Source organism: Pseudomonas sp. HY7a-MNA-CIBAN-0227 (assembly GCF_040310325.1).
GTDB lineage: Bacteria > Pseudomonadota > Gammaproteobacteria > Pseudomonadales > Pseudomonadaceae > Aquipseudomonas.
This window is the reverse complement of record NZ_JBEOPT010000004.1, coordinates 104,309-117,294: the sequence shown is the minus strand read 5'-3', so window position 1 is coordinate 117,294 and position 12,986 is coordinate 104,309. Positions and strand designations below refer to the sequence as shown.

Here is a 12,986-nt window from a genome sequence, read left to right as displayed (position 1 = left end):
GTTTATGAACAAACCGGGCGTGTTCCAAGCCAAGTGACGCCTCGGGCGATTGATCCATTAATCATCGTTGCCGCTGCCGCGAAACTTGAACAAATCGCGGCGCTGCTTCTTGCTCGGTTTGCCGTCGGTGCTGACACCCAGTGATCCGGCCTTGCGCATCGCCGCCGCGTTCTCGCGCTTGGCGATGCTGGCTTCGGTCTCGGCGTACAAGGCCTGTGCCTCGGGCGCGCCTCGGCGGACGATAGAGAGCGCCTGAACCACCACCGTGCGCTCATCAAAACCGACGCGGATCTGGAACTCATCACCCATGCGCGGCTCCTTGCCCGGCTTGCAGCGCTCACCACGACAATGCACCTTGCCACTCTCGATCGCGGCCTTGGCCAGCGCACGGGTCTTGTAGAAGCGCGCCGCCCACAGCCATTTGTCCAAACGGACTTTTTCGTCCTCTTCCTGCTTTTGAGCCACTTGAATTCCCCGCTCTGAAAAATGCCGCAACTGAACAGTCGAACCCCTTCGACGCATAAACATCGGGGCTCATCTAAGATACGCCAGTCACTACACTGTTTCTGTGAGTTTCCATTGAGCCGACTGATTTCTGAAGCTCGATAGATAACGGTCGCCATTTGCCAAGTATTCTGCGTGAATACCGCGAATTCGATCCCGAACCCTGAGAACAGTTCGGGGATTGTCACAATCCGTGAGCAGTTGGACGTTACTGTCCTCGACGACTACGAGTTATTTCTGAATGCCGGTTACCCATATTGAAGACTTTTGACCATTTGACCGTTGTGGGTCTGCGTGAGTGGGTGGCACTTCCCGGCTTGGGAGTGGCCGGCCTGCGGGCAAAGATCGACACCGGCGCCAGTACCTCAAGCCTGCATGCCACCGAGATCGAGCCCTTTGAGCGCGACGGTGAAAAATGGGTGCGGTTCACCGCGCACCTGGGCAGCGTGGTGCAACTGCGTCACCGACGCTGCGAAGCGCCGCTGGTGGCGATGAAAACCATTAAGAGCTCCAACGGCCAGGCGCAGGTGCGCTATGTCATCAGCACGACTCTGGCCTTGGGTGATCGGGTATGGCAGGTGGAGTTCACTCTCGCCTGCCGCAAAGCCATGCGCTATCGCCTGCTGCTCGGTTCCAAAGCCCTGATTGACGGCCAACTGGTGGTCAATCCCGGGCTCAAGTACGTTCAAGACAAGCCGGTGTTCCCGGCCTCTACTATTTCTGTCACAGGTGTTGCATGAAAATCGCTGTGCTGTCGCGTAACCCGCGTCTGTATTCCACCCGTCGCCTGGTCGAGGCCGGCACCGAGCGTGGCCATGAGATGGTGGTGATCGATACGTTGCGCGCCTATATGAACATTGCCAGCCATAAGCCGCAGATCCATTACCGGGGCAAGCCGCTGGAGGGCTTCGACGCGGTGATTCCACGGATCGGCGCTTCGGTGACGTTCTACGGCTGCGCGGTGTTGCGCCAATTTGAAATGATGGGAGTGTTTCCCCTCAACGAATCAGTAGCCATCGCCCGCTCGCGGGACAAGCTGCGCTCACTGCAGTTGCTGTCGCGGCGCGGCATCGGCTTGCCGGTGACCGGGTTCGCTCACTCCCCCGACGACATTCCCGACCTGATCGAAATGGTCAACGGCGCGCCGCTGGTGATCAAGGTACTGGAAGGCACCCAAGGCATCGGCGTCGTGTTGTGTGAAACCGCAACAGCGGCAGAGTCGGTGATTGAGGCGTTCATGGGCCTCAAGCAAAACATCATGGTCCAGGAATACATCAAGGAAGCCGGCGGTGCGGATATCCGCTGCTTCGTAGTCGGCGACAAGGTGATTGCGGCGATGAAGCGCCAGGCCAAGCCGGGCGAGTTTCGCTCCAACCTGCACCGTGGCGGTAGCGCCAGCCTGATCAAAATCACCCCTGAAGAGCGCATGACAGCGCTGCGGGCAGCCAAGGTCATGGGGTTGAGTGTGGCGGGTGTGGATATCCTGCGTTCCAACCACGGGCCGCTGGTGATGGAGGTGAACTCGTCACCGGGCCTGGAAGGGATTGAAACCACCACCAACAAGGATGTGGCGGGGATCATCATTCAGCATCTGGAGAAGAATAGCGGGCCGAATATGACTCGGACCAAAGGGAAGGGGTAGAGGAGCAGTTACAAGCTTCAAGCTATAAGCTGCAAGAAAGAGCAAAAGCAGCCTGCTTTTCCCTTGCAGCTTGAGGCTTACCGCTGCTCCTACACTGCATCCCTGGGCAACATCAGCCCCAATGGCAAGCGCACCCGCGCTTCCAGGCCGCCATCGGTACGGTTACGCAGCTCAACATTGCCGCCGTGCATCGAGGCAATCCGCCGGACGATCGCCAGCCCAAGGCCCGTACCCTTGCCACCACGGGCACGGTCGCCACGGGTGAACGGGTTGAAGATGCCCTCCAGCTCCGCCGGGTCTATACCCGCGCCACGGTCCATGACGCTCAGTACCACGTAAGGCGCATTGGTATCGCCCGATACATAGGCCGCGACTTCCACATCTGAGCCAGCGTGATGCAGGGCGTTGCCGATCAGGTTGTTCAGCAGTCGCTTCATTGAAACCCGACGCAAGGCAAACGGCTGGATCGGCTCCAGGCGCATGCGCACCTGCTCGCCATTCTGGTTGTAGGGCGCCACCACTTCACGCACCAGGTCGGTCAGGTCGACCTCTTCCACCACTTCGTCACGGCCATCGCGGATAAACGCCAGGAACTGGTCGAGAATGGCGTCCATGTCTTCGATGTCGCGGACCATGCCGTCGGTAAGGTCAGTGTGATTGCCCATCAGTTCCAGGGACAGACGCAGTCGCGTCAGCGGCGTGCGCAAGTCATGGGAAACTCCGGCAAGCATCAACTCGCGCTCACGGCCGGCCTGTTCGACGTCCTCCGCCATCTGGTTGAACGCGCTGTACACCTCGGTCATTTCGCTGGGGGTGTCACTGATGGGCAAGCGCACGCTACGCCCCTGCCCCAGTTGTCGGGCAGCAAACACCAGGCGCTTGAGCGGCTGGTTCAACTGGCGAACGAAAATCCACGCCGACGCGGTAGAAAGCAAACCGATGGCGAGGAACCAGCCCAGTACGTTCCAGATTTTCTGCCCCCGCAATGGATGCGGATACAGGGGCACTTTCAGCCAGCCATCCCCCAGGCTCGGAGCCCGCACCCACAGCGCAGGAGACACATGCATGCGCAGCCGCACCTCGGTGTCCTCACCCAGTTCGGCCTGCATCTGGCGTTGATAGATTTCACTGTAGGGCCAATGCTGCTCCCCTTCCGGTACACCAGCGCCCACCACTCGGGTCAGCGTCGCAGCCTTGGCGATCTTCTCGCGATTCTCCGGGTCTGCGGCCCAATAGGCACGCAAGGTCAGGGCGACACCGTGGCTGTACTGTCGATCCACCAGCACGTCTTCGTTCATCAGCAGATAAACCAGTGTCAGTGCCTTGGAAAACAGTACGACGATCAGCACCAACCAAAGGGTGCGAGAAAAAAAGCTTTGCGGGAACCACAGGGGGGTTTTCATAGAAGACAGCTAGACACCTTGCAGGAGCGAGCAAGGCTCGCAGAATTACAGACGCCGGGAATCCGGCTGACCCTCAAGGGATCAAACACCGGAATACCCGCACCTGCAAAACATTGGTCACTTGGTCGCAGTGCCATCCGGCACAAATACGTAACCCACACCCCACACCGTCTGGATATAACGCGGCTTGGACGGGTCCGGTTCGATCATTCGGCGCAGACGGGAAATCTGCACGTCGATGGAGCGCTCCAGAGCGTCCCACTCGCGGCCACGGGCCAGGTTCATCAGTTTGTCGCGGGTCAATGGCTGACGGGCATTCATCACCAGCGCCTTGAGCACAGCGAATTCGCCGGTGGTGAGCATGTGGACTTCGTCGCCACGCTTGAGCTCACGGGTCGCCAGGGACAGCTCGTAGTCGCCAAAGGTGACGCTTTCGTCTTCACTGCCCGGGGCGCCCGGCACTGGAGCGGCCTGGCGACGTAATACCGCCTTGACCCGGGCCATGAGTTCATCAGGGTTGAACGGCTTGGCCAGATAATCGTCGGCGCCTAGTTCGAGCCCCTTGATGCGGCTCAGTTCATCGCCTTTGGCGGTCAGCATGATGATCGGAATCTGATTGTTCGCGCCGCGCAAGCGTTTGCAGGCCGTCAGGCCGTCTTCTCCGGGCAGCATCAGGTCGAGTACGACCAGGTTGAATACTTCGCGGCCCAGCAGGCGGTCCATCTGCTCGGTATTGGGCACCGATCGGGCGCGGTAGCCTTTGGAGTTGAAGAACCGCTCCAGCAGGCTGCTCAGCCCTGGATCGTCATCAACGATGAGAATTTTTTCGCCTTCAGCAGTTTGTGCAGTGCTGCTCATTAGATGCTCCTCTTATCTCGGTGCGCATTATGGCGTAGCTGCCGTTATACGCACCGTGTGCATTGTTAGCAGATTTTTCCTCTACTGCCAGCGAACCTGCGCCCTTCAACATCCCGCGCAATCCCCCCAACGGCAGAACGCTGGTTATACTGCGCCGCCTTTGTGCAGGGAAAATTCAGATCTTTACCGTTTGCTGCATGCCGTTTTTTTCACAGGTACGCAGTGATTTTCCGATTTCGAGGGTCAATAGGCTGCCTCTTGACCCAGGCAGCGGCGCCAGTCGGGCCGCTCAACCAGTCTCAAAGGGCCTTGTTCTCCGGGCCTGCGAGCTGCTTTCAGAATTTCAGGTGGTTTTATGGACAGCATCAACAGCCGCATCGCCGAGGAACTCGGTGTACGCCCACAACAGGTCGAAGCGGCCGTCGCTCTACTGGATGAAGGCTCCACAGTGCCCTTCATCGCCCGTTACCGTAAAGAAGTGACCGGCAGCCTCGATGACATCCAGTTGCGGCATCTGGAAGAGCGCCTGCGCTACCTGCGAGAACTCGACGAACGGCGCATCAGCATTCTCGCCAGCATCCAGGAGCAGGGCAAGCTGACCCCGCAATTGGAGCGCGACATCAAGCTCGCCGACACCAAGACCCGCCTCGAAGACTTGTACCTGCCGTACAAGCAGAAGCGCCGCACCAAGGGCCAAATCGCCCTGGAAGCTGGCCTCGGCGACTTGGCCGACGGTCTGTTCAACGACCCTTCCCTGGCCCCGGAAAGCGAAGCTGCACGCTTTGTCGACGCCGAAAAAGGTGTCGCCGACGTCAAGGCGGCCCTCGAAGGCGCCAAGTACATCCTCATGGAGCGCTTCGCCGAAGACGCCAACCTGCTGGAAAAGCTGCGCAGCTACCTGAAACAGGAAGCCGTCCTCAGTGCCCGAGTCATCGCAGGCAAGGAAGAGGAAGGCTCCAAGTTCCGCGATTACTTCGAACACGACGAGCCGCTCAAGAGCATGCCGTCCCACCGCGCCCTAGCGATTTTCCGTGGGCGCAACGAAGGCATTCTTAGCTCCGCGCTTAAAGTCGGCGACGAACTGCCGGGCACCATGCACCCCTGCGAAGGCATGATCGGTCAACAATTCGGCATCCAGAATCAGAATCGTCCTGCGGACAAGTGGCTCGGTGAAGTCGTGCGCTGGACCTGGAAGGTCAAGCTCTACACCCACCTGGAAACCGACCTGCTGGGCGAGTTGCGCGACGGCGCCGAAACCGAGGCGATCAACGTATTTGCCCACAACCTGCATGACCTGCTGCTGGCCGCCCCGGCGGGCCCACGCGCCACCCTGGGCCTGGACCCAGGCCTGCGCACCGGTTGCAAGGTCGCCGTGGTGGATGCCACCGGCAAGATGCTCGACCACGCCACGGTCTATCCGCACGTGCCCCACAACAAGTGGGACCAGACCATCGCCATCCTCGCCGCCTTGTGTGCCAAACACTCGGTGGACCTGATCGCCATCGGCAACGGCACTGCCAGCCGGGAAACTGACAAGCTTGCCGCCGAACTGATCAAAAAGTACCCAGCCATGAAGATGACCAAGGTCATGGTCTCCGAGGCGGGCGCGTCGGTGTACTCAGCCTCGGAACTGGCTTCCAAGGAGTTCCCGGACCTCGACGTGACGATCCGTGGCGCGGTATCGATTGCTCGCCGCTTGCAGGACCCATTGGCCGAGTTGGTGAAAATCGACCCTAAATCCATCGGTGTCGGCCAGTACCAGCACGACGTGTCGCAGCTGAAACTGGCGCGTGGCCTGGACGCGGTGGTGGAGGATTGCGTAAACGCCGTCGGTGTCGATGTAAACACCGCTTCCGTGGCGCTGCTGGCCCGGATCTCCGGCCTCAACGCTACCCTGGCGCAGAACATCGTCACCCACCGCGACGAAAACGGTGCCTTCAAGACCCGTGCAGCGCTGAAAAAGGTCGCACGCCTTGGCGAAAAAACCTTCGAGCAGGCCGCCGGCTTCCTGCGCGTGATGAACGGTGACAATCCGCTGGATTCCTCGGCCGTCCACCCGGAAGCCTATCCGCTGGTGCAACGGATCGCCGCTGAAACCGATCGCGACATCCGCTCGCTGATTGGCGACGCCACGTTCCTCAAGCGCCTGGACCCGAAAAAGTACACCGATGAAACCTTCGGCGTGCCGACCATCACCGACATCCTGCAAGAGCTGGAAAAGCCGGGCCGCGACCCACGTCCTGAGTTCAAGACCGCCGAGTTCCAGGAAGGCGTCGAAGACCTCAAGGACCTGCAACTGGGGATGATCCTCGAAGGCGTAGTGACCAACGTGACCAACTTCGGCGCGTTTGTGGATATCGGCGTGCATCAGGACGGTTTGGTGCATATCTCGGCGCTTTCCGAGAAGTTCATCAAGGACCCTCGCGAAGCGGTGAAAGCCGGTGACGTGGTCAAGGTCAAGGTCATGGAAATCGACATCCCGCGCAAACGCGTGGGCCTGTCGATGCGCATGAGCGACACCCCCGGCGAGAAAATCGACGGTGCCCGTGGCGCACGCCCAGGCTCGGCGCCTCGCCAGTCGCAAAACCGCTCTCAAAATACGGCACCACGCAAGGAAACCGCCACCGAAGCTCCGGCCAATAACGCCATGGCGTCGCTGTTCGCCAACGCCAAACAACTGAAGAAGCGCTAATGGAATTGCCAGCCGGTTTGACCCACAGCGCCTTCAGTGAACTGATCGGCTGCCGCCTGCAACGCCTGGATCAGGGCGTTGCCGAAGTGGCCATGACCCTGGAGCCGCAGCTGCGCAACCGCGCTGGCAAGCTCCATGGCGGGGCTATTTTCAGCCTGGTGGACATTGCCATGGGGCTGGCTTGTTCCAGCGCCCATGGTTTCGACCAGCAGAGCGCGACCATTGAGTGCAAAATCAACTACATCCGCGCCGTTTCAGACGGCGACGTGCTGTGCACCGCCCGGGTTATTCACCCAGGCCGGCGCACGTTGGTGGTTGAGGCTGACGTGTACCAGGACGAAAAACTGGTCGCAAAAGCACAAGGCACCTTCGCAGTCCTATAGCTCCCTGTCATCGACTTGAGTTAATTTCGGCGCTGTGAAAGCTGCGCCGAAATTTTTTTTGTGCACGATAGCCAGATTCAGGATGAAGGCGGCTCTTTCAGAGTGGGTCAATCCGGCTCGAAAACCAGGCGATAACGCCAGTTTTAACTTCACCCTTGTAGACCGTCTTGCCCACCCCCATATTGGGGCGACTGACGCGTGAAGGAATCCAACTTGAGCGAACTTCTCAACCGCCGCCTGGCTCTGCTCGGCGAGCGAGCCCACCTCTCTTTGCTTGAGCATTGCCTGCACGGCATCGAGCGTGAATGCCTGCGTGTCACCCGTGAGGGCCGGCTGGCGCAAACGCCGCATCCCGAGGCCTTGGGCGCCGCACTGACCCATGAACAAATCACCACCGATTACTCCGAGTCGCTGCTGGAGTTCATCACTCCGGCCCTGCCCAACCCGGCAGACACCCTGAGCAGCCTCGACAAGATTCACCGCTTTGCCTACAGCAAGCTCGGCAACGAGTACCTGTGGAGTCCATCGATGCCGTGCCCATTGCCGGCCGAGGAAGATATTCCGATTGCCTACTACGGCACCTCCAACATCGGCCAGCTCAAGTATGTGTACCGCAAGGGCCTGGCCCTGCGTTACGGCAAGACCATGCAATGCATCGCCGGCATCCACTACAACTTCTCCCTGCCGGAAGATTTGTGGCCGCTACTCAAGGAAGCCGAAGGCTTTGTCGGCACTGACCGCGACTATCAGTCCACGGCCTATATCGCGCTGATCCGTAACTTCCGCCGCTACAGCTGGCTGCTGATGTACCTGTTTGGCGCCTCGCCAGCCCTGGATGCCGGCTTCCTGCGCGATCGCTCCCATCAGTTGGAGCAACTGGATGCCGATACCCTGTACCTGCCCTATGCCACCAGTCTGCGCATGAGCGACCTGGGTTACCAAAGCAACGCCCAGGCGGGTCTCACGCCTTGCTACAACGATCTGGACAGCTACACCGACAGCCTGCGCGAAGCGGTGGCAACCCCCTACGCCCCGTATGTCGAAGTCGGCACCCACAAGGACGGTGAGTGGGTACAGCTCAATACCAACATCCTGCAGATCGAAAACGAGTACTACTCCAACATCCGCCCCAAGCGCGTGACCTACACCGGCGAACGGCCGATCCAGGCGCTGGTGGCCCGTGGCATCCAGTACATCGAAGTGCGCTGCCTGGACATCAACCCGTTCCTGCCAATGGGCATCGACTTGCAAGAGTCGCGCTTCCTCGACGCATTCCTGCTGTATTGCGCGCTGAACGACAGCCCGCTGTTTGCTGATAACGAATGCGGCAACGCCACGTCCAACTTCCTCAGTGTGGTCAAGGAAGGCCGCCGCCCGGGCCTGCAATTGCAGCGGCACGGTGAATCGGTGGAGATGAAGGAATGGGCCGCCGAGTTGCTGGAGAAGATTGCTCCTCTCGCGGCGCTGCTGGACCAGAGCCATGGTTGCACTGAACACAGCCAGGCACTGGACGCCCAGTTGGCGAAGATCAAAGACCCGTCCCTCACGCCATCAGCCCAGGTGCTGGCGGCGATGAGCGAGCGCAAAGAGAGTTTTGCGCAGTTCTCCCTGCATCAGAGCCAGGTGCATGCCGAGTTCTTCCGCAAGGAGCCGCTGGCCGCTGAGGAACAGGCACGCTTTGAGGAGCTGGCGCGCAGTTCACTGGCGCAGCAGGCAGAGCTTGAGCAGAACGAAGTGGGGGATTTCGACGTATTTGTCGGGTCGTACCAGGCGAGTATTTTGGCGATCAGTAACTAATTAACGGCCAACGAATAAACTGTGGTGAGGGAGCTCGCTCCCTCGCCACAGGTTTGGTGTTCACCCGGCAATGGATTTTCCCCTCATAAGCTAATTCGAAAATGTTATTTATTTTCGTGTTCTTAGATCATTTAGTCTCCTCAAACGCCGACCCTCGGCCGCCTGATGAGGAACTTCCCCTTGAAACTGCACTTCCCCCTACGCCTCCTGGCGGCCTTTTCCCTGGCCGGCGCCAGCCTGTTTACCCAGGCCGCCGACGTCACTATCGCCTACCAGACCACCGTGGACCCGGCGAAAGTCGCCCAGGCCGACGGCGCGTATGAAAAAGCCACCCATGCCAAGATCGACTGGCGCAAATTCGACAACGGTTCCGACATCATCGCCGCTATCGCGTCCGGCGATGTACAGATCGGCTACCTCGGTTCCAGCCCGCTGACCGCCGCCATCACCCGCAAAGTGCCGGTGGAAACCTTCCTCGTCGCTACCCAGATCGGTGGTGCTGAAGCCCTGGTGGCCCGCAACGGCTCCGGGATTAACAGCCCACAGGACCTGATCGGCAAGAAAATCGCCGTGCCTTTCGTCTCCACCGGCCATTACAGCCTGCTGGCGGCGCTGAAGCACTGGAACATTGATCCATCGAAAGTAACCATCCTCAACCTCGCGCCACCGGCCATCGTCGCCGCCTGGAAGCGCGGTGATATCGACGCCACTTATGTTTGGGACCCAGCCCTGGGCGTGGCCAAGGAAAACGGCAAGGTGCTGATCACCTCCGGCGAACTGGCCAAGTTCGGTGCGCCGACCTTCGATGCCTGGATCGTGCGCAAAGACTTCGCCGAGAAACACCCGGAGATCGTCAGCGCATTCGCCAAAGTCACCCTCGATGCCTACGCCGCCTACCGCAAAGACCCACAAGCCTGGCTCGCCGACAAAGGCAACGTCGAAAAACTGGTGAAGCTCTCCGGGGCCAAGGCCAGCGACATTCCTCTGCTGCTGCAAGGCAACGTCTACCCGCTGGCAGCTGATCAAGTAACGCTGCTGGGTGCGCCGACCACCAAGGCCGTCACCGACACCGCCGCGTTCCTCAAGGAACAGGGCAAGGTCGAAGCCGTGCTGGCGGACTACGCGCCGTACGTCAGCGCCAAGTTCATCACCAACTGATCGGGAGTCCATCGCGATGGCCTTGCTACAACTGGAGCGCATCAGCGCACAGTACCCAGGCGCCACAGAGCCTGTACTGGCTGATATTTCCCTAAGCCTTGGGCCCCAGCAATTGCTGGTCGCTCTCGGCCCGTCCGGCAGTGGCAAGACCTCGCTGTTGAACCTGATTGCCGGCTTCGTCGAACCCAGCGCCGGGCACATCACCCTTGATGGCGTGCCTGTAAAAGGGCCGAGCGCCGAACGTGGCGTAGTGTTCCAGGACGATGCCCTGCTGCCCTGGCAGGACGTGCTGGCCAATGTCGGCTTCGGCCTTGAGCTGGCGGGCGTATCGAAAGCCAAGCGGGAAATCCGCGCCAGGGAAATGCTCGCCCTGGTGGACCTGGCCGGTTTCGACAGCCGACGCATCTGGCAGCTTTCCGGCGGCCAGAAGCAGCGTGTCGGTTTGGCCCGTGCATTGGCCGCCGACCCGCGCGTGTTGCTGATGGACGAACCTTTCGGCGCCCTTGATGCCTTCACCCGCGAACAGATGCAGGAGTTGCTGCTGCAGGTCTGGCAGCGCACCGCCAAGCCGGTGTTCCTGATTACCCATGACATTGAAGAAGCCGTCTTCCTCGCCACTGACCTGATTCTACTGGCGCCCAATCCGGGCCAGGTCGTCGAACGCCTGAGCCTGGACTTCGGCCAGCGCTACGCCGCTGGCGAACCAGCACGGGCGATCAAGTCCGACCCGCGCTTTATCGAAACCCGCGAACACGTCCTGGGCAAAGTGTTCTCCCAACGGCAGGTATACGCATGAGCAGTTATGAATTACCGGCCACGGCGACCAAGCCAGCGTCCCAGCCCACCGTGCCGGTGCGCCGCAGTTTGAGCACGCGCTGGATCAGCGTGCTGACCCTGGTTGCCTTGCTGGCCATCTGGTGGGCCGTGACCGCTAGCGGGATGATCGAACCATTGTTCTTGCCACCGCCTTCTGCCGTGCTGCAAAAGGGCTGGCTGCTGGCGACCAGCGGCTACATGGATTCCACCTTGTGGCAGCACTTGGCCGCAAGCCTGGGCCGTATCGGCCTGGGCCTGGGTTTTGCCGTACTGACCGCCGTGCCAGTAGGCATCGCCATCGGTTCCAACCGCATTGCCCGGGGCATTCTCGATCCGCTGATCGAGTTCTACCGCCCGATTCCACCGCTGGCCTATCTGCCGCTGATCGTGATCTGGTGCGGCATCGGCGAGCTGTCCAAGGTGTTGCTGATCTACCTGGCGATTTTCGCGCCGATTGCCATCGCCACCGCCACCGGCGTGCGCACCGTCGACCCGGCCAAGCTGCGCGCCGCACAGTCGTTGGGCGCAACCCGCGCACAACTGATTCGCCACGTGATCCTGCCCAGCGCCTTGCCGGACATCCTCACTGGTGTGCGGATTGGCTTGGGTGTCGGCTGGTCAACCCTGGTAGCCGCCGAACTGATCGCCGCCACCAGCGGCCTGGGTTTCATGGTGCAGTCGGCGGCGCAGTTCCTGGTCACCGACGTGGTGGTGCTTGGCATCCTGGTCATCGCCCTGATTGCCTTCGCCATGGAAATGGGCCTGCGCGCCCTGCAGCGCAAACTGGTGCCATGGCACGGCCAGGCACACTGAACAGAACCGCACTGACTACGCCGACACCTCGGCGCCCAACACTTTCGAGAACAGCATGAGCAGCCTGACCGTAACGCCCTTAAGCATCGCCCTTGGCGCCCAGATCAATGGCGTCGACATCACTCAGCCACTGAATCTGGAGCAACGCGACGCCATCGAACAGGCGTTGCTCAAGCATTCGGTGCTGTTCTTTCGCGACCAGCCAATCACCCCCCAGCAACAGGCACGATTCGCGGCAAATTTCGGCGACCTGCACATTCACCCGATTTACCCCAACGTGCCGGAGCAGCCCGAAGTACTGATCCTCGATACCGCCGTCACCGACGTGCGTGACAACGCCATCTGGCACACCGACGTGACCTTCTTGCCGACCCCGGCCCTGGGCGCGGTGCTCAGCGCCAAGCTGTTGCCGGAGTTTGGTGGCGACACCCTGTGGGCCAGCGGCATTGCCGCCTATGACGCGTTGTCGGAGCCGATGAAAACCTTGTTGAACGGCTTGACCGCGACTCACGATTTCACGCGGTCCTTCCCCCTGGAGCGTTACGGCAACACCGCCGAAGATTTGGCCCGCTGGGAAGAAGCCCGGCGCAAAAACCCGCCACTGTCCCATCCGGTGATTCGCACCCACCCGGTGAGCGGGCGCAAATCGCTGTTCGTCAGCGACGGCTTCACCAGCAAAATCAACGAACTTGAACCCGCCGAAAGCGAAGCCATCCTCAAGTTGCTGTTCGCCCACGCCACCCGCCCGGAATTCACCATCCGCTGGCGCTGGCAGGAAAACGACGTGGCCTTCTGGGACAACCGCGTGACCCAACACTACGCCGTTGACGATTACCGGCCGCAACGGCGGGTGATGCATCGGGCGACGATTTTGGGGGATGTGCCGTTCTGATTAAGGCGCTGATCGTTCCCGCACCCTG

General features: G+C 60.6%; 12 protein-coding genes. 9 read left to right on the top strand and 3 right to left on the bottom strand.

Annotated features, from left to right (window positions below; genetic code table 11):
• Nucleotides 1-57: 57 nt before the first annotated feature.
• On the bottom strand, nucleotides 58-465 hold the full coding sequence (locus AAEZ06_RS08610; RefSeq protein WP_149413869.1) for an RNA-binding S4 domain-containing protein: 408 nt from the start codon (nucleotides 463-465) through the stop codon (nucleotides 58-60).
• A 296-nt stretch (nucleotides 466-761) separates the two neighbouring features.
• Here AAEZ06_RS08610 and rimB point away from each other — a divergent pair, with 296 nt between their 5' ends.
• Entirely contained in the window at nucleotides 762-1,244 is a 483-nt protein-coding gene (gene rimB, locus AAEZ06_RS08605; RefSeq protein WP_502948027.1) for a retropepsin-like aspartic endopeptidase RimB, read from the top strand.
• Complete coding sequence (gene rimK, locus AAEZ06_RS08600) at nucleotides 1,241-2,146, top strand: 30S ribosomal protein S6--L-glutamate ligase (RefSeq protein ID WP_038445187.1); 906 nt, start codon at nucleotides 1,241-1,243, stop codon at nucleotides 2,144-2,146. Before rimB ends, rimK begins: the two co-directional genes overlap by 4 nt.
• 89 nt (nucleotides 2,147-2,235) lie before the next feature.
• On the opposite strand, the gene AAEZ06_RS08595 is transcribed toward rimK, so the two are convergent.
• Together AAEZ06_RS08595 and ompR are read right to left on the bottom strand one after the other, a co-directional pair.
• Complete coding sequence (locus AAEZ06_RS08595) at nucleotides 2,236-3,549, bottom strand: ATP-binding protein (RefSeq protein ID WP_133103044.1); 1,314 nt, start codon at nucleotides 3,547-3,549, stop codon at nucleotides 2,236-2,238.
• Nucleotides 3,550-3,666: 117 nt separating this feature from the next.
• Nucleotides 3,667-4,407, bottom strand: coding sequence for an osmolarity response regulator transcription factor OmpR (gene ompR / locus AAEZ06_RS08590; protein WP_133103043.1), 741 nt, complete (start codon nucleotides 4,405-4,407; stop codon nucleotides 3,667-3,669).
• Between the two features lie 355 nt (nucleotides 4,408-4,762).
• Between ompR and AAEZ06_RS08585 the strand changes: the two genes are divergently transcribed.
• From AAEZ06_RS08585 to tauD, 7 genes are all read left to right on the top strand, one after another.
• Nucleotides 4,763-7,099 carry a Tex family protein gene (locus AAEZ06_RS08585; protein ID WP_149413871.1) on the top strand — a complete coding sequence of 779 codons (2,337 nt, stop codon included), beginning with the start codon at nucleotides 4,763-4,765 and terminating at the stop codon, nucleotides 7,097-7,099.
• Nucleotides 7,099-7,482, top strand: coding sequence for a PaaI family thioesterase (locus AAEZ06_RS08580; protein WP_149413872.1), 384 nt, complete (start codon nucleotides 7,099-7,101; stop codon nucleotides 7,480-7,482). The genes AAEZ06_RS08585 and AAEZ06_RS08580 overlap by 1 nt, the downstream gene beginning before the upstream one ends.
• Before the next feature lie 213 nt (nucleotides 7,483-7,695).
• Nucleotides 7,696-9,279, top strand: a complete 1,584-nt coding sequence (gshA, locus tag AAEZ06_RS08575) for a glutamate--cysteine ligase (protein ID WP_350613880.1) — start codon at nucleotides 7,696-7,698, stop codon at nucleotides 9,277-9,279.
• A 180-nt stretch (nucleotides 9,280-9,459) separates the two neighbouring features.
• Nucleotides 9,460-10,437: a taurine ABC transporter substrate-binding protein gene (tauA, locus tag AAEZ06_RS08570; RefSeq protein ID WP_149413874.1), complete on the top strand. Its 978-nt coding sequence runs from the start codon at nucleotides 9,460-9,462 to the stop codon at nucleotides 10,435-10,437.
• A 16-nt stretch (nucleotides 10,438-10,453) separates the two neighbouring features.
• A complete protein-coding gene (tauB, locus tag AAEZ06_RS08565; protein WP_350613877.1) occupies nucleotides 10,454-11,233 on the top strand; it encodes a taurine ABC transporter ATP-binding subunit in 780 nt (259 codons plus the stop codon).
• The gene (gene tauC, locus AAEZ06_RS08560; protein ID WP_149413876.1) at nucleotides 11,230-12,066 is read left to right on the top strand and encodes a taurine ABC transporter permease TauC; all 837 of its coding nucleotides are present in this window, start codon (nucleotides 11,230-11,232) and stop codon (nucleotides 12,064-12,066) included. Before tauB ends, tauC begins: the two co-directional genes overlap by 4 nt.
• A 55-nt stretch (nucleotides 12,067-12,121) precedes the next feature.
• Nucleotides 12,122-12,958 carry a taurine dioxygenase gene (tauD, locus tag AAEZ06_RS08555; RefSeq protein WP_149413877.1) on the top strand — a complete coding sequence of 279 codons (837 nt, stop codon included), beginning with the start codon at nucleotides 12,122-12,124 and terminating at the stop codon, nucleotides 12,956-12,958.
• Nucleotides 12,959-12,986 lie beyond the last annotated feature (28 nt).